The 17,022-nt window shown below is 68.2% G+C and carries 15 protein-coding genes; 11 read left to right on the top strand and 4 right to left on the bottom strand.

The window, feature by feature from the left end:
• Positions 1-904, top strand: a 904-nt coding sequence (locus RJ03_RS02850) for a HAMP domain-containing sensor histidine kinase (protein ID WP_036497743.1), incomplete at its 5' end; no start/stop codon positions are given.
• A 971-nt stretch (positions 905-1,875) separates the two neighbouring features.
• Here the strand turns inward: RJ03_RS02850 and RJ03_RS02855 are convergent.
• Positions 1,876-2,301, bottom strand: a complete 426-nt coding sequence (locus RJ03_RS02855; RefSeq protein ID WP_036497809.1) for an HIT family protein — start codon at positions 2,299-2,301, stop codon at positions 1,876-1,878.
• A 105-nt stretch (positions 2,302-2,406) separates the two neighbouring features.
• On the opposite strand from RJ03_RS02855, the gene purD reads away from it, so the two are divergent.
• A complete protein-coding gene (gene purD, locus RJ03_RS02860; RefSeq protein ID WP_036497744.1) occupies positions 2,407-3,693 on the top strand; it encodes a phosphoribosylamine--glycine ligase in 1,287 nt (428 codons plus the stop codon).
• Positions 3,694-3,711: 18 nt separating this feature from the next.
• On the opposite strand, the gene RJ03_RS02865 is transcribed toward purD, so the two are convergent.
• Positions 3,712-4,716 (bottom strand): M23 family metallopeptidase, encoded by a 1,005-nt coding sequence (locus tag RJ03_RS02865; protein ID WP_036497746.1) that lies wholly within the window; start codon positions 4,714-4,716, stop codon positions 3,712-3,714.
• 131 nt (positions 4,717-4,847) lie between these two features.
• Between RJ03_RS02865 and RJ03_RS02870 the strand changes: the two genes are divergently transcribed.
• The 5 genes from RJ03_RS02870 (at position 4,848) to RJ03_RS02890 (ending at position 10,113) form a co-directional block, all read left to right on the top strand.
• Positions 4,848-6,017 carry a pyridoxal phosphate-dependent aminotransferase gene (locus RJ03_RS02870; RefSeq protein ID WP_036497811.1) on the top strand — a complete coding sequence of 390 codons (1,170 nt, stop codon included), beginning with the start codon at positions 4,848-4,850 and terminating at the stop codon, positions 6,015-6,017.
• Positions 6,018-6,264: 247 nt separating this feature from the next.
• Entirely contained in the window at positions 6,265-6,969 is a 705-nt protein-coding gene (locus RJ03_RS02875) for a TetR/AcrR family transcriptional regulator (RefSeq protein WP_083870566.1), read from the top strand.
• Positions 6,970-6,975: 6 nt separating this feature from the next.
• Entirely contained in the window at positions 6,976-8,409 is a 1,434-nt protein-coding gene (gene purB, locus RJ03_RS02880; RefSeq protein ID WP_036497748.1) for an adenylosuccinate lyase, read from the top strand.
• A 155-nt stretch (positions 8,410-8,564) separates the two neighbouring features.
• On the top strand, positions 8,565-9,035 hold the full coding sequence (locus tag RJ03_RS02885) for an HIT family protein (RefSeq protein ID WP_051024205.1): 471 nt from the start codon (positions 8,565-8,567) through the stop codon (positions 9,033-9,035).
• A 118-nt stretch (positions 9,036-9,153) separates the two neighbouring features.
• Positions 9,154-10,113, top strand: coding sequence for an alpha/beta hydrolase (locus tag RJ03_RS02890; protein WP_036497749.1), 960 nt, complete (start codon positions 9,154-9,156; stop codon positions 10,111-10,113).
• Positions 10,114-10,179: 66 nt separating this feature from the next.
• Here the strand turns inward: RJ03_RS02890 and RJ03_RS02895 are convergent, their stop codons facing one another.
• Positions 10,180-10,404: a DUF397 domain-containing protein gene (locus RJ03_RS02895; protein WP_223273481.1), complete on the bottom strand. Its 225-nt coding sequence runs from the start codon at positions 10,402-10,404 to the stop codon at positions 10,180-10,182.
• A 310-nt stretch (positions 10,405-10,714) separates the two neighbouring features.
• On the opposite strand from RJ03_RS02895, the gene RJ03_RS02900 reads away from it, so the two are divergent.
• From RJ03_RS02900 to RJ03_RS02910, 3 genes are all read left to right on the top strand, one after another.
• Positions 10,715-10,927, top strand: coding sequence for a hypothetical protein (locus RJ03_RS02900; RefSeq protein ID WP_063065915.1), 213 nt, complete (start codon positions 10,715-10,717; stop codon positions 10,925-10,927).
• Positions 10,928-11,026: 99 nt separating this feature from the next.
• A complete protein-coding gene (locus tag RJ03_RS02905; RefSeq protein ID WP_051024207.1) occupies positions 11,027-13,204 on the top strand; it encodes a S9 family peptidase in 2,178 nt (725 codons plus the stop codon).
• Between the two features lie 106 nt (positions 13,205-13,310).
• The gene (locus RJ03_RS02910; RefSeq protein ID WP_036497753.1) at positions 13,311-14,030 is read left to right on the top strand and encodes a DUF2334 domain-containing protein; all 720 of its coding nucleotides are present in this window, start codon (positions 13,311-13,313) and stop codon (positions 14,028-14,030) included.
• 12 nt (positions 14,031-14,042) lie between these two features.
• Here RJ03_RS02910 and gad read toward each other — a convergent pair whose 3' ends face one another.
• On the bottom strand, positions 14,043-15,488 hold the full coding sequence (gad, locus tag RJ03_RS02915) for a glutamate decarboxylase (RefSeq protein ID WP_051024187.1): 1,446 nt from the start codon (positions 15,486-15,488) through the stop codon (positions 14,043-14,045).
• Between the two features lie 162 nt (positions 15,489-15,650).
• Between gad and RJ03_RS02920 the strand changes: the two genes are divergently transcribed.
• Complete coding sequence (locus RJ03_RS02920; RefSeq protein ID WP_036497755.1) at positions 15,651-17,021, top strand: dipeptidase; 1,371 nt, start codon at positions 15,651-15,653, stop codon at positions 17,019-17,021.
• Position 17,022: the final 1 nt, after the last annotated feature.

Below are 17,022 nucleotides of genomic sequence, written 5' to 3' on the forward strand. Positions count from 1 at the left end.
GATCCGGCGTAGTCTGCGTCCGCTCGGCGAGGTCGAGTACACTGCCGCGGCCATCGCGGGCGGGGATCTGCATCGGCGAGTTCCGGTGCAGGGCACCAACACCGAGGTCGATCGGCTCTCACAGTCGCTCAACGGCATGCTGTCCCAGATTCAGAGCGCCTTCGCCGCGACCGAGGCATCCGAGGAATCCGCGCGGCGTTCGGAGGCCCGGATGCGGCGGTTCGTCGCCGACGCCAGCCACGAACTGCGGACCCCGCTGACCACGATCAAGGGTTTCGCGGAGTTGTATCGGCAAGGGGCGCTGGCGGATCCGGCCCTGTTCATGGATCGGATCGAACGCGAATCCAAGCGGATGAGCCTGCTCGTGGAGGACCTGCTGATGCTGGCTCGCCTCGATGCGCAGCGCCCGGTGGAACGCCGGCCGGTGGATCTGCTCGCACTGGCCAGCGATGCGGTGCACAACGCCCGGGCCGTCGACGCGGCGCAGCGGTCCGAGGAGCCACGCCGACCTATCGACCTCGACGTACGCCCGGGGACAGGGACTTTGGAGGTGCGCGGCGACGAAGCGCGGTTGCGTCAGGTACTGGGTAATCTGGTCAACAACGCGCTGATCCACACCCCGCCCGACGCGGCGGTCACCGTCGCGCTGACACCCGGGCCGGACGAGGTCGTCATCGAGGTCGCCGACACCGGACCGGGGCTGCCCGCCGAGGACGCCGAGCGCATCTTCGAGCGCTTCTACCGCACCGACACCTCGCGTAGCCGAGACAGTGGTGGCACCGGACTGGGGCTGGCGATCGTGCAGGCGCTGGTCGCCGCGCACGGCGGCACGGTCTCGGTGCGCAGCGAGGTCGGAAAGGGCACCATTTTCGCCGTGCGCCTGCCTCGGTCATTGCCGCAATGACCGAGGCAGGCGGATTCGGGTAGCCACCTGCCCGGTCGTCTGTTCAGGGCCCGCCTCTCCTGCGAATCGCATCCAGCGGAGTCGCTGCCGACCGACCGCTCGGAACGATCCGTGGTCCGATTTGCGTCGGACTCTGCAGTGAACGGGAGATGCCGAGTAGGGAATTTCAGTGGACGTTCAATGTGCGTTTTGCGGAATGATGGGAACGCAGGCGTTTCACTAAAATTGGCTGCAGGATGCTCTCTTTCGCCTCTCGGCACAGCATAGGCTTCGTCAAGGTATCGGTAATGGCGCCCGCCGTCCCCGTGGTTGCTATCGGCATCGGACTGGGTTAATCTGGTCGTGCCCGACGGGGGATGTCGAGGCGGGGACAGGGGGTCTATTGGATAGATCGTATTTCTCGTGTCTGTCTGCGGGCGGGAGCGCGGTATTGCAAAGAGGCTTTCGGACCTCCGCCGTCGGCGCTATGTATACGATCTGGGCAGCTCAGAGCGCTATGTGACGCACAGCGTAGCGAGAGGTCGGCGGAGCGGTTATCGTCCGCGCCGTTCATTGTCGAACGCCTGGGTGGACTGTTTCATCGGGCGTGAGTCCGTATTTGTTTCTTATTGATGGAGGCGTTATGGTCGGCAAACTTATTTCGACTGTGATGATAGCGGCTACGATATCGATCGGAGCAACCGCTGTTGCATCGGCAGACGATGGCAAATACTATGGGCCGTATCCGGACTTCCAATCCTGCAATTTCGACGCCGGGGCCTCGGGAGCAAGTGGCGGCGCATGCATTTATTACACGGACAAGTCTGGCGGTCCTGGCTTCTACTTCTGGCTCGACCATTGAGATGACGTAATCAGGCATCTGCTCGTGGAGTGGTCCGGTCAATGGCTTCCACTTCACGAGCAGATGCGTCTCAAAGCCACTTAACCGCTACGAGGCTGCGGTTCGAACAAGTCGCGCGCTCAGGAGTGATTCAGGCGGGGACGTTCGCGCCGTAACCGAGATCGCGCAGCGCCTGCTTGATCTTGTCCTGCGCCTCGTCCAGCGATTCCGCGCTCGGATCGGTGTCCGCGCCGGAGATGTTGAAATCGCCCAGTTCGAACGCCGGGAAGACGTGCACGTGCAGATGCGGCACCTCCAGCCCGGCGATCAGCAGGCCCGCCCGCGGCGCATCCCACGCCTTGCGCACCGCCTGGCCGATCTTCTGGGCGACCTCGTTGAGCCGCGCGAACGTGGCGGGATCCAGATCCTGCCACTGGTCGATCTCCTTGCGAGGAACCACGAGTGTATGACCCTGGGTGACCGGGGCGATGGTCAGGAAGGCGACGAATTCCTCGTCCTCCCACACGAACCGCCCCGGCAGCTGTCCGGCAATGATCGCGCTGAATACAGATGGCATGGGTTTCATAGTGCCCCGCCCGGGCGGGCGGCGGTGGCCGGGGCGGCCGGCTGTCCTCCCGGTACCCGCATCTGCTGTTCACCCGCGTCCCCTAAGCTGTCACGCGTGCGCGTACTCGTCATCGGATCCGGAGCCCGTGAACACGCCCTGGTGGAAGCCCTGCGGCGGGATCCCGGGGTCACCGCGATCGCGGTCGCGCCCGGTAATCCGGGGATCGGCCAGGTCGCCGAGGTGCGGGCGGTCGATCCGGCCAGTGCGGAGGCCGTCGTGGGCCTGGCCCGCGATTTCGCCGCCGATCTGGTGGTGATCGGTCCCGAGGTGCCGCTGGTGCTCGGTATCGCCGACGCGGTCCGGGCGGCGGGGATCGCCTGTTTCGGCCCGTCGGCCGCCGCCGCGCGGATCGAGGGATCGAAGGCCTTCGCCAAGGATGTGATGGCCGCGGCCGGGGTGCGCACCGCGCACAGTGAGGTCGTCGATCATCCGGGCGAACTCGACGCCGCGCTGGATCGCTTCGGGCCGACCTGGGTCGTCAAGGACGACGGGCTGGCCGCGGGGAAGGGCGTGGTGGTCACCGCCGACCGGTCGGCGGCTCGTGATCACGGTGCCGAACTGCTCGAACAGGGTCATCCGGTGCTGCTGGAATCGTTCCTCGACGGTCCCGAGGTCTCGCTGTTCTGCCTGGTCGACGGTGAGACCGTGGTGCCGCTGCTGCCCGCTCAGGATCACAAGCGCGTCGGCGACGGCGACACCGGTCCCAACACCGGCGGCATGGGCGCCTACACCCCGCTGCCGTGGCTGCCCCCGGAGACCGTCACCGAAATCGTCGACGACGTGGTGAAACCCGTTGCCGCCGAAATGGTTCGGCGTGGCGTCCCGTTCTCCGGACTGCTGTACGCGGGCCTCGCGATCGGCCAGGCCGGTCCCGCGGTCGTCGAATTCAACTGCCGCTTCGGTGATCCCGAGACCCAGGCCGTGCTCGCCCTGCTCGACAGTCCGCTCGGCGCGCTGCTGCACGCCACCGCGACCGGAACACTGGCGCAGGCGCAGCCGCCGGTCTGGAAGGACGGCGCGGCGATCACGGTGGTGCTGGCGGCGGAGAACTACCCGGGCCGTCCCCGCACCGGCGACGTCATCTCCGGCACCGAGAGCGCGCCGGCCGCGGGCTCGAATGCCGAAGTGCTGCATGCCGGTACGTCGCTGCGCGCGGACGGCGCGCTGCTGTCGGCCGGCGGTCGTGTGCTGAATGTCGTTGCGACGGGCGGTGATCTGACCGAGGCCCGGGCGAACGCCTACGAGCGCATCGCGGGAATCAAGTTGCCCGGTAGCCACTTCCGCACCGATATCGGCCTCGCCGCCGTGGAGGACCGGATCTCGCTGCCCACGCGGGTGTAGTCGTAACGGTGGTCCGGGTCAGCCGACCTGGATGCCGTGCATGGCCAGCCACGGCTGCGGGTCCACGTGCTGTCCGCCGATGAGGATTTCGAAGTGCAGGTGCGGGCCGGTGGAATCGCCGCGGTTGCCGATGCGGGCGATCTGCTGACCGGCGCGCACCCGCTCGCCGACCGAGACCGAGAAGTCGTACATGTGGCCGTACACCGAGATGGTGCCGTCGTCGTGGCGGATGCGTACCCACAGTCCGAAGCCCTGCGCCGGCCCGGCGTCGATGACGGTGCCGTCGGCGACGGCGTAGATCGGTGAGCCGATGGGCGCGGCGATATCGATCCCGTAGTGGAAGGTGCCCCACCGGCCGCCGTACCCGGAGGTGAAGACCCCGCGCGCGGGTAGCGCGAAACCGCCGATGCCCGGGGCGATTCCGCCCGGAGCGATGCCGCCGGGAATCGTGGTGGCGGGTCCGGGCAGCCACGGTTGCGGCGTCCCGGCGACCGCCGCGGCGGCCTCGGCCTTCGCGCGGTCGAGGGTGGCTCGCGAGGCCGCGGCCACCACCTGCGCCTCGCGCATGCGCTCCCCGTTGTCGATGGCGGCCAGATAGCGCTTGCTGGTTTCGGGTTCGGCCTGCACCTGCAGCGGGTAGGCGACCGCGATACGTTGTGCCGCACCGGGTTTCGGTGTCGACTCGATCGGCTGCGGCGCCACGGTGTCGGCGGCGGCGAACAGTCCGACCACGACCATTCCGATCACCAGCACCCGATGGTCGCCGACCCAGCCGCGCAGCCGGGGCCACAGGGTCTCGGCTTCCTCGCGCCAGTCCCGATTCCGCAGCGCACGGCGCCACCGCCGCGACCGCCCGCGCCATTCGACCACCGCGGCCTGCCCCTGTTCGCGTGAGCGACGGGCCGAGGACCGTATCCGGCCGGCGATCGAGGGGCGGTCGCGGCGCAGCGTCGTTCGCCAGTCGGGGCGGATCACGGTCCAACCCCCCTGGTACGACTTCGCGCGGCGTGCCTGGTCAGGCATTCTGCCGACGATAACAGGGGCTCGCCCGGACGCGCAGGCAGGCGCGGCGGCGCACAGCAACGTCTCAGGCACCCGGCGCCGAGGACTACGCTGCGCGCCGGCCGGCGGACGCGGTGTTCTACCGTCGTCTGGTGCGCAGTGAATCCCGGCGGTCCACCGTTCCGACCTTCTATGTCATGGATGTCTGGAAGGCCGCGGCCGAACGCGCCCGCACCCACGGCGATGTGCTGGTCCTGGCGGCCGGTCAGCCCTCCACACCCGCCCCGGTGCCGGTGCGGCGCGCCACCCGGGTGGCCCTCGACGCCGAATTACTCGGCTACACCGAGACTTTCGGCATACCGGAACTGCGCAGCGCCATCGCGGCTCATCACCGCGACACCTACGGCGTCGAGGTCGAGGCCGACGACGTGGTGATCACGACCGGCTCCTCGGGCGCGTTCACGCTGATCTTCCTGGCCGCATTCGATGCCGGTGACACCGTCGTGGTCGCTCGCCCCGGTTATCCGGCCTACCGCAATACCCTGACGGCACTGGGCTGCCGGGTGATCGAACTGGACTGCGGGCCCCGGACCCGGTTCCAGCCGACGGTGGCGATGCTGGAGGAGCTGCCCGAACCGCCCGCCGGTGTGATCGTGGCCAGCCCGGCGAATCCGACCGGCACCATGATCGCCCCCGACGAGCTGGCGGCGCTGGCCCGCTGGTGCGACGACCACGGCACGCTGCTGATCTCCGACGAGATCTATCACGGCATCGCGTATTCCGGAGACGACGGCGATACCGAACCGGTGAGCTCGGCCTGGGAGACCTCGCGGGAATCGGTGGTGATCGGGTCGGTGTCGAAGTATTTCTCGATGACGGGCTGGCGGCTGGGCTGGATGCTGGCGCCCGCGCGGCTGCGCCCGGCGCTGCAGCGGCTGGCCTCCAATATGACCGTGTGCCCGCCGGCGATCTCGCAATTCGCGGCGGCGCACGCGTTCGGCGCGGAGGCGAAATCCGAACTCGACGGACACGTCCGCCGCTATGCCCGCAACCGGGCGCTACTGCTCGAGGGGCTGCCCGCGCTCGGGATCACCGATCTGGCGCCCGCCGACGGCGCCTTCTACGCCTACGCCGATATCGGTCACCTGAGCGAGGATTCGACGCGCTGGTGCGCGGATCTGTTGGCGCACACGGGTGTCGCCCTCGCCCCCGGAATCGATTTCGACACCCGTAACGGACACCGCACGGTCCGCTTCTCCTTCGCCGGCGCGACCGCGGATATCGAGGAGGCACTCGTGCGACTGGGCCGATATCTGAGCTGACGCACAGACTTTCCGTACCGGCCCACCGGAGCGCGTGGATGCGGTACAAATGATTCGGGTTGTGATTTCAACCCTTGCTATTTCGAACCGGTCCCGGCTGTCCGCTCGGACCGGATCCCGGAAATTTGCGCGGTCCCATGGTCGATTGCACAGCAACGATTCGGCCGGGATTGCACAGACGCACAGATTTGCACAGATCGCACCGATTTGGCACGGATGAACCGATGATGACTGGCACGATGACACGGTGATCACCGCGACGACCCCGAAAGGCGAAAGGCGTCGCCAAGCGTTGGTTGCGGCTGCCGCGGAGTTGCTACTCGAAGGCGGCTTCGATGCCGTGCGCCACCGTTCGGTGGCGACGCGCGCGGACCTGCCCCTGGCATCCACGACCTACTATTTCGAATCGCTCGAAGATCTGATCGCGCGCGCGGTCGAGTTCAGCGGCAATGCCGAACTGGAGTCGATGCGCCGCCGGATCGGCGAGGTCACCCACCGCAAGCGCGGCGCCGAGGCGACCGTCGATCTGGTCGTGGATCTGATGGTCGGCACCGACGGACCCGACGAATTCGCGCGCGGGCGGCTGATCGCCCGTTACGAGCGCTCGGTGGCCTCGGCCCGGCATCCGGAACTGCGCGAGGTGCAGCTGCGGTTGCGCGCCCAGCTCGAGGACCTGCTGGCCGATGTGCTGCGCCGATCCGACCGCATGGTGCGCACCGATCAGTTGCGCCGGCTGGTGGCGGTGGTCGACGGGGCGGTGGTCGCCGCGCTGGCCGAATCCGATCCGCAACCGCGCCGCACCGCCCGCGGCGCGCTACTGGAACTGATCGATGTGATCGCGCCGCCGGTGCCGCAACCGCTGATGGCGCCGCAGACCGTGCCGTCGGCAGCGGCACAGCATCTGCCCGCGGCCATGCCCCAGCAACCGAGCAGGCATCGAACACTAGACTGACTGTTCGTGAGTCTTGTCCCGAACGTCCTCGCCACCCGGTACGCGAGCCCGCAACTGGTGCAGTTGTGGTCGCCCGAGAACAAGATCGTGCTGGAGCGCCGGCTGTGGCTCGAGGTGCTGCGGGCCCAGACCGAACTCGGCGCCGCCGGTACCGAGGCGGTCACCGCCGAGGTTCTCGAGGATTACGAGCGGGTGCTGGGCGAGGTCGATCTGGCCTCGATCGCCGAGCGCGAGCGGATCACCCGCCACGATGTGAAGGCGCGCATCGAGGAATTCAACGCCCTCGCCGGTCATGAGCAGATCCACAAGGGCATGACCAGCCGGGATCTGACCGAGAACGTCGAACAGTTGCAGATCCGGCTCTCGCTGGAACACGTCTACGAACACGGTGTCGCGGTCGCCGCCCGGCTGGCCGAGCGGGCCGCCGAGTATCAGGCGCTGGTGATGGCCGGTCGATCGCACAACGTGGCGGCGCAGGCCACCACGCTGGGCAAGCGGTTCGCGAGTGCGGCCGACGAGGTGCTGATCGCATTGCGCCGGGTGGGCGAGCTGATCGACCGGTATCCGCTGCGCGGGATCAAGGGCCCGATGGGCACCGCCCAGGACATGCTCGATCTGTTCGACGGCGACGCCGCCAAACTCGCCGAGCTGGAGCAGAAGGTCGCCCGGCATCTGGGCTTCGCGACCGTGCTCACCAGCGTCGGCCAGGTCTACCCCCGCTCACTGGACCACGACGTGATCTCCGCGCTGGTCCACTTGGGCGCGGGCCCTTCGTCGTTCGCGCACACCGTGCGCCTGATGGCCGGCCACGAACTGGTCACCGAGGGTTTCCAGCCCGGCCAGGTCGGCAGTTCGGCGATGCCGCACAAGATGAACACCCGCTCGTGCGAGCGCGTCAACGGTCTGCAGGTGGTGCTGCGCGGCTACGGCTCGATGGCGGCCGAACTGGCGGGCGCGCAATGGAACGAGGGCGATGTGTTCTGTTCCGTGGTGCGCCGGGTCGCGCTGCCGGATGCCTTCTTCGCCATCGACGGCATGATGGAGACCTTCCTGACCGTCCTCGCCGAATTCGGTGCCTATCCGGCCGTGATCGAGCGCGAACTCAACCGCTACCTGCCCTTCCTGGCCACCACCCGCATCCTGATGGCGGCCGTACGGGCCGGGGTCGGGCGCGAGAGTGCGCACGAGGTCATCAAGGAGCATGCGGTCGCGGTCGCGCTGGCCATGCGGGAGCAGGGTCGCGAACCGGATCTGCTGGACCGCCTCGCGGCCGACGACCGGATGCCGCTGGACCGCGCCGGGCTGGAGGCCGCCCTGGCGGACCGGACCGCGTTCATCGGCGCCGCCGAGGCGCAGGTGAGCGATGTGGTGGCCCAGGCGCAGAAGCTGATCGACGCGCATCCGGAGGCCGCCCGCTACACCCCCTCGCCGATTCTGTAACCGCCACCGGCCCGATGGTCGCGGCACCGAATCCGCCCGGCGCCGCCGTGCGCGCGGTGGTGTCGCGCGTGCTCGGTGCGGTGGTCTCGCGCGTGCTCGGTGCCGTGCGAATGGTGCGGCGGCGCAGGCGAAATCGCCGACTAGGGTTGCCGGATATGGACCCCTATACGATTTTCGCCGATATCGTCGCCGGGCGGGCGCCCTCGTCCAAGGTCTACGAGGACGACGACGTTCTCGCCTTCATGGACATCCGTCCCATGACGCCCGGTCATCTGCTGGTGATTCCGAAGGTGCCGGCGCGCAGCCTGGCCGAACTCGATCCGGTGATCGGCGGCAAGCTCTTTCAGGTCGCGCAGCGCCTGGCGGCCGCGCTGCGGGAGTCCGAGGTGCGCTGCGACGGGGTGAATCTCTTTCTCGCGGACGGTGTTACGGCCGGGCAGGAGGTCTTCCACGTCCATCTGCACGTCATTCCGCGCACGCCCGGCGACGGCTTCGGGCTGCGCAATCGAGCGACGACCCCGCCGCGTGCGGACCTGGACTATCTGGCCGCATCGATCCGGGGTGCGGCCGGGCGGGCGCAACCGAATGCGGCGGGCGGACAGGACGGAAAGTGGTGGCTCACCTGAGTCGTGGTGCGGACCGGGCGGTTTGCTGAGGAAACGCCATGAGGTCGAAAGCTCCGCACGGCACCACAGTGTGCGTTACTTTAAGTAGCAGTTGTGGTGGGTCGACGGAGGTGGGGAGATGCGGCGTTCACTCGTTGCTGCGGTTGTGCTGACAGTCGGGCTGGGCGTCTTCGGTCCCTGGATGGGCCCACAGCCACGCGCATCGGCGGCGCGGGTGGTCGGAGAAAACGATATGAGCCCGACCCGGACGGCGCTGTTCATCGACTCGCCAGCCATGGGACGCACCATTCAGGTCCAGGTCCTGCATCCGGCCGGCGGGGGTGCGCGGCCCTCGTACTATCTGCTCGACGGGCTCGATCCCGGTGTGCAGCAGAGCACCTGGACCAACGCCACGGATGCCGAACCCTTCTTCCACGGTAAGAACGTCAATGTCGTCCTGCCGATCGGCGGGCAGGCGAGCTACTACACCGACTGGCAGCGCGACGATCCGCATTTCGGCCGCTACCGGTGGGAGACGTTCCTGACGCGCGAACTTCCGCCGATCATCGACGCCACCTTCTCCGGCAACGGCGTGAACGCGATCGGCGGCCTGTCGATGGGCGGAATCGCGGCGTTCGTTCTGGCCGTTCGCCATCCGGAGCTGTACGAGGCGGTGGCGGGCTACAGTGCGTGCCCGGATCTGGGTATCGCGCAGGGGGCGATCATGTTCTCGATCGCCAACCGCGGCGGCAATCCGTTCGATATGTGGGGTGCGCCGGGAAGTCCGGAGTGGGGTGCCCACGATCCGGCGCTGCTGGCGGATCGGCTGCGCGGCAAGACTCTCTACCTGTCCACCGGCACCGGTATCCCCGGTCCGCACGAGACCGAGATCAAACCGCAGCTGCCGGAGAACATCGTCCTGGGCGGGCCGATCGAGGCCGGCGTGGACGTCTGTGTCACCGCCTTCGAACAGCGACTGCGCGGTATGCGAATTCCGGCCCGGGTCGATCACAGCCCGGTCGGGACACATTCGTGGTCGTACTGGCAGGACTATCTGCACGCGTCCTGGCCGACCGTCGGCGCGGCGATCGGAGCCTGATCGCCGGCTGTCCGATCGGCGCGGGCCCGGGACGGCCCGCGCGACCGGATTCCCTCAGGGCTCGGTTCAGTGCGGCTGGGCGCCCGGGCGGTTGAATTCGCCGTCCTTGGCGCCGGCGACGAAGGCCCGCCACTCGCCGGGAGTGAAGATCAGCGCCGGCCCATCCGGATTCTTGGCATCGCGCAGCCCGATATTGCCGCTGGCCAGGAAAGCCACCTCGACACCGCCCTCCCCGTCGCCGCTGCGCTGCCAGACCGCCCCGGGCTCGATCTCGCGATTCTTCGCTTCCAACCTGTGCTCCTGCATCGATGTGATCGCCCGCCGGAATCCGCCGGGCGCTGCCGTCCCCGAGCGTAGGCGGTCGCAAGCCGCCGCACCGGCGTCGTTTCCGAATCCGCGCGTACGGGCATGGCCGGAATCACACCGATATGCCGACCTGCGGAATGTGGCATTCGTCCACCCGTCCCGGCAACACCGCTGGTTTACGCCGCAACCTGATCGGAAACCCCATGCACTGTGGCAGTTGGATGGCGTCGACTGGTCAAGAGACCGAGAGGGCGTGCCCTGCCGCACTGAAGGGACGACAAGGATGGAGCACCGCATGGCACCCGTCTTCGACAGTTGCGCGGTGGTGCCCCGGCACCTCACCGTCGAGCAGGCACACAACATCCTGCACAGTCACAGCAGCTGTCCCACCGACCAATGCCCGCGCCGCAAAGCCGCACTGTTCTTCCTGATGGAATCTCGTCGTTCGGCCCGCGGCAACGGGCGTGACCTGCGTCGGCCTGCACCGCGGACCACCGGCCTGGGGTAGCGCGGACCGAGTTCGCGCCCCCGTGCTCGCCGATCTGCTCGTGTCGGCGGGCGTGGGGGTGCGCGCCCGGACCGGGCCACCGCGATTACGGTGGTCACCATGGCTCTCGACAGTGGTACCGGAACCATCCAGAACGCCGGCGACGACGCGGCGGCGGTAACCCCGCCGGTGGCCAAGAAGGTCCCGGCCGAACGCACCCATCACGGTGACACCTTCGTCGATTTCTACGAATGGCTGCGGGACAAGGACGATCCCGAGGTCATCGCCCATCTCGAGGCCGAGAACGCCTACACCGACGCCCAGACCGCCCACCTGGCCCCGCTGCGCGCGCGGATCTTCGACGAGATCAAATCGCGCACCCAGGAGACCGATATGTCGGTTCCGGCGCGGCTGGGCGACTACTGGTACTACTCGCGCAGTTTCGAAGGCAAGCAGTACGGCGTGCACTGCCGCTGCCCGATCGCCGACCGCGACGACTGGACTCCGCCGCAACTCGAGGTAGACATCGAGATCCCCGGCGAGGAGATTCTGCTCGACAGCAACGTGCTGGCCGAGGGGCACGACTTCTTCGCCCTGGGCGCCTATTCGATCAGCCACGACGGCACCCTGCTGGCCTATTCCACCGACACGGTCGGCGACGAGCGATATGTGCTGCGGTTCAAGGATCTCCGCAGCGGCGAACTGCTCGGCGACGAGATCCCCGGCACCGCGCCGGGGGCGACCTGGTCACTGGACGGAACCCACGTCTTCTACCAGACCGTCGACGAATCCTGGCGGCCCGACACCGTGTGGCGCCACCGCCTCGGCACCGCGAAGACCGACGACGTCACGGTGTTCCACGAGCCCGACGAGCGCTACTGGGTCAGCATCGGCGCCACCCGGTCCGAGAAGTACCTGATGATCTGGGTCGGGTCGAAGATCACCACCGAGGGCTGGATTCTCGAATCCGACGATCCGGAGGGCGAGTTCCGGGTGCTGCTGCCGCGCCGCGAGGGCGTGGAGTATTCGGCCGAACACGCGGTGATCGGCGGGCAGGACCGGCTGCTCATCCTGCACAACGATGTGGTCGACGGCGTGAAGGCCGAGAATTTCGTCCTCACCGAGGCCCCGGTGGACGATCCGGCGGCGATGACCATGCTCATCGGCCATCGCGACGATGTGCGGCTCGAGGACGTCGACTGCTTCCGCGATCACCTCGTGCTCTCGTATCGGCGCGAGGCGCTGCCGCGAGTCGCGGTGTGGCCGTTGACTTCCGAAGGCTACGGCGAACTGCGCGAACTGGAATTCGGTCTGGAACTGTTCTCCGCCGGCGTGGGCTCCAACCCGGAATGGGCGCAGCCGACGCTGCGGCTGGGCGTGACCTCGTTCATCACCCCGATGCAGGTCTTCGACTATGTGCCCGCCACCGGTGAGCTGATGCTGCGCAAGCAGCAGCAGGTACTCGGCGGCTACGACCCGGACGACTATGTGCAGCACCGGGATTGGGCGACCGCGGCGGACGGCACCCGGATTCCGATCTCGGTGGTGCGCCGCCGCGACAGTGAGGGTTCCGGTCCGAAACCGTTGCTGCTCTACGGATACGGCTCCTACGAGGCCAGTATCGACCCCGGTTTCTCGGTGTCGCGGCTGTCGCTGCTCGACCGCGGCATGGTGTTCGCGGTCGCCCATGTGCGCGGCGGTGGTGAGATGGGCCGGCTGTGGTACGAGAACGGCAAGACGCTCACCAAGAAGAACACCTTCACCGATTTCGTCTCCTGCGCCCGCCATCTCGTCGACACCGCCGTCACCACGCCGCAGGTGCTGGTGGCCGACGGTGGCAGTGCCGGTGGGCTGCTGATGGGCGCGGTGGCCAATCTGGCTCCCGAACTGTTCGCGGGCATCCTCGCCAACGTGCCGTTCGTGGATCCACTCACCTCGATCCTGGACCCGTCGCTGCCGCTGACGGTCATCGAATGGGACGAGTGGGGCAATCCGCTGGAGGATCCGCAGGTCTACGCCTATATGAAGTCCTATTCGCCGTACGAGAACGTGGCGGCCGTGGACTATCCGGCGATCCTGGCGATCACCAGCATCAACGACACCCGCGTGCTCTACGTCGAGCCCGCGAAGTGGGTCGCCGCGCTGCGGGCCACGAAAACCGGCGATGCCCAGCTCCTGCTGAAGACGGAGATGAGCGCCGGGCACGGTGGCGTCAGCGGCCGCTACGAGAAGTGGAAGGAAGTCGCCTTCGAATACGCCTGGGTGCTCGACCGGGTCGGTCTCGGCGAGGTCGGCTGAGGACAGGTTTCGGCCGGACCGTGCGGCCGGGTGCCCGCGCCGGGAATTCGTCGGGGCGTCACTTCGGCTGCACGGGGCCGACACCTGCCGCGCGCACAGTGGAGGCATGAGCGGCAACGACCGGGGGTTCGGGCAGCTGATCGTCTCGGTGTCGGGTATTCGCGACACCACACTGGACCAGGCTCGTGCCTTCGCGGCCGAGATGGACGGCCGCGGGGTACGGCTGTCGCTGCTGGTGGCGCCGCGGTTGAAGGGGAAATACCGGCTCACCGAGGATCCGCGCACCCAGCAGTGGCTGCGGGATCGGCGTGCCGCGGGCGACGCGATCGTGCTGCACGGCTACGACCAGGCCGCGACCAAACGTCGCCGCGCCGAATTCGCCGCGCTGCCCACCCACGAGGCGCGCCTGCGCCTGACCGCCGCCGATCGGGTGATGGAGCAGATCGGCCTGCGCACCCGGCTGTTCGCGGCACCGCGCTGGACGGCCTCCGAGGGCGCCGTCGCAGCCCTGCCCGAGGTCGGCTTCCGGCTGGCGCTGGGGTTGACCGCCATCCACGATCTGGAACGGGACACGACGCAACGCTGCTGGGTGCACGGCGTCGGTGAGGGTTTCCGGGCCGAACCGTGGTGGTGCCACGCACTGATCATGAGCGCGGCCCGCATCGCGCGGCGCGGCGGAACGCTGCGGCTGGCCGTCTCCGCCGCGCAACTGTCCCGGCCCGGACCGCACCAGGCCATGCTGGACGCGGTCGATCTGGCGTTGTTCCACGAAGCGGTTCCGGATGTCTACCGGTGGGAACCGTACGCCATGCCGCACGCGGCGTGAGCAGGCTCCATCTCAGCGGACGTCGGCCTGGTCCTCGCCGGCCGCGCGCCGCATGTCCTGCACTTCGGTGACGATCGCCTCGTCCGACACGACGGCGGTGGCGTCGTGGGTGAAGCCGCCCGCCTCCCTACGGGTGAGTGAGGTGGACAGCGGATGCTTCTTCAGCTGGTCGACGCAGCGGTCGATATCGGCCAGCAGCAGATCGGCCATATCGTGGGTGAAGCCGTGCCGGACGACCGCGCGCATGATCGTCTCGTCCTGCCGGTCGGCGGGGAGCGGATAGGCGGCGATCAGCCAGCCGCGCGAGCGCAGCCGTTCCGACAGGTCGTACAGATTGAAGCCGGGATCCTCGCGCAGCCGCCACGACACCGCGCTGATGCCCCGGGTGGGGGTGCCGTCGTGGATCGTCTCGAACATCCCCGTCTCGGTGAGTCCGTGGGCCAGATGTTCGGCGACGCGGTAGATCGCCGACTGCAGCCGGGTGTAACCCGTGCGGCCGAGCCGGATGAAGTCGTAGTACTGGGTGATCGCCTGGCCGCCGGGACGGGAGAAGTTCAGATTGAAGGTGGCCATACTGCCGCCGAGGTAGTCGACGTTGAACACGAGTTCGTCCGGGAGGTCGGCGGCCGTGCGCCAGAGCGCCCAGCCTGCGCCCAGCGGGGCCAGGCCGGTCTTGTGCCCGGAGGCGTTGATCGACTTCACCCGCGCCAGCCGGAAGTCCCACACCAGATCCGGCGCGGTGAACGGGGCGAGGAATCCACCGCTGGCGGCATCGACGTGCAGCGGGATGTCCAGGCCGGTGCGGTCCTCCAGATCGTCGAGGGCCGCGCTCATCGCGGCGACGTCCTCGAACAGTCCGGTGAAGGTCTGTCCCATCGTCGCGACGACCATGATCGTATTCGAATCACAGTGTGCGGCAATGTCATCCGGCTCCAGCGTGTACCAGTTCCCGCGCAGCGGCACCTGCCGGATCTCGACGTCGAAATATCGCGCGAACTTCTCCCAGCACACCTGCACCGGGCCGCAGACGAAATTGGGGATGCCCTGGCCGCCGTTCTTACGCCAGCGCGTCTTCGCGGCGAGCCCGCCGAGCATCGCCGCCTCACTGGACCCGGTGGTGGAGGTGCCGCGCGTCGAACCGGGATCGGGGCAGTGCCACAGGTCGGCCACCATGCGCACGCACCGGCGCTCGAGTTCGGCGGTCTGCGGATATTCGTCCTTGTCGACGATGTTCTTCGCCAGGCTCTGCGCCATCAGCCGCCGGGCATTGTCGTCGATCCAGGTGGTGCAGAAGGTGGCCAGATTCATCCGCGACACGCCGTCGAGCATCAGCTCGTCGTGCACGATCTGATAGGCCTCCGGGCCCGGCATCTCGCGGTGCGGAAAGTGGTGTTTGGGTGCGCCGCGATCCAGATCGGGCATCGCGAACAGGTCGTCGGATTCCGATGATGCAGACATCTCGTCCTCTCCGGTGGTCGGATCGCGGTCGAGCTCTCTCTCATCATGCCCCGCCGCGGTAGCGGGACGGTCGCGTACGCGAGGGACAAATCGGGCGAATTCCGGCCCGTGCCGCGCCCGGCGCCGATGCCGTCGATCCCGGAAGGGGGATAGGTTGGGTATATGACCGACGAATCTCGGACGGCGGCCCTGCGCGAACAGGTGCGCGCCTTGATGCCGCAGGCGAAAGCCGATCTGGCCCAGTTGGTTTCGTATCGGTCCGTGGCCGATGCCCGGCAGTTTCCGCCGGAGGAATGTCATCGGGCGGCGCGATGGGTCGCCGACGCCTTCGCCGACCTCGGTTTCACCGACGTCGGCCTGCACGAGACGCCCGACGGTAGCGAGGCCGTCGTGGCCCGGTATCCGGCTCCGCCCGGCGCTCCCACGGTGCTGCTGTACAGCCACTACGACGTGCAGCCGCCGGTGGACGAGGCCGCCTGGGAGACGCCGGTGTGGGAGCTCACCGAGCGCGACGGCCGCTGGTACGGGCGCGGCGCGGCCGACTGCAAGGGCAATATCGTCGTCCACCTGACCGCCCTGCGGGCGTTGCGGAACACGCTGGGGGACAAGGGTTATCCGGTCGGCATCACGCTGGTCTGCGAGGGCTCCGAGGAGCAGGGCACCGGCGGTCTGGAGGAATTCGTTCCGCGGCACGCGGACCTGCTGCGCGCCGACGCACTGCTGATCGGTGACTGCGGTAATTTCGCGGCGGGCGTCCCGACCTTCACCCAGACCCTGCGCGGAAACGTGAACGTGCTCGTCACCGTCGAAACCCTCTCCGGCCCTCTACATTCCGGCATGTTCGGCGGGGCCGCTCCGGATGCCGTCGCCGCCCTGATCCACCTACTCGCGACGCTGCGGGACGAACACGGGAACACCACGGTGGACGGGTTGGCGGCCGATCAGGTCTGGGACGGCGCGCAGTATCCGGTCGAGCAGTTCCGGGTCGACGCCGGCATCCTCGACGGGGTGCAGGTGCTGGGCAGCGGCAGTATCTCGGACATGCTCTGGGCGCGCCCGGCCCTGACCGTACTGGGCATCGATGTGCCGCCGGTGGTGGGATCGGCGGCGGCCGTCCAGCCGAGCGCGCGGGCCCGATTGAATCTGCGGATCCCGCCCGGCGTCGATCCGGCTCCGGCATTGAAAGCCCTTACCGCGCATCTGGAATCGCATACGCCATGGGGTGCGCGGGTGCGGGTCGAGACCGAGGGCACCGGTGCGCCGTTCCGGTCCGGGACCGGCGGCCCGGCGCGGCTGGCGATGGAGGACGCCTTCGCCGCCGCCTACGGCCGCACCGCCACCACGCAGGGGCAGGGCGGTTCGATTCCGCTGTGCAACGTCTTCGCCGAGACCTATCCCGACGCCGAGATCATGCTGCTCGGCGTCGAGGAGCCGAAATGCCTCATCCACGCCCCGAACGAGAGCGTCGATCCCAGCGAGATCGAGCACGTGGCGCTGGCGGAGGCATTGTTCCTGTCCTCGTATACGCGGTGAG

It is taken from the genome of Nocardia aobensis NBRC 100429, assembly GCF_000308375.1.
Taxonomy (GTDB): domain Bacteria; phylum Actinomycetota; class Actinomycetes; order Mycobacteriales; family Mycobacteriaceae; genus Nocardia; species Nocardia aobensis.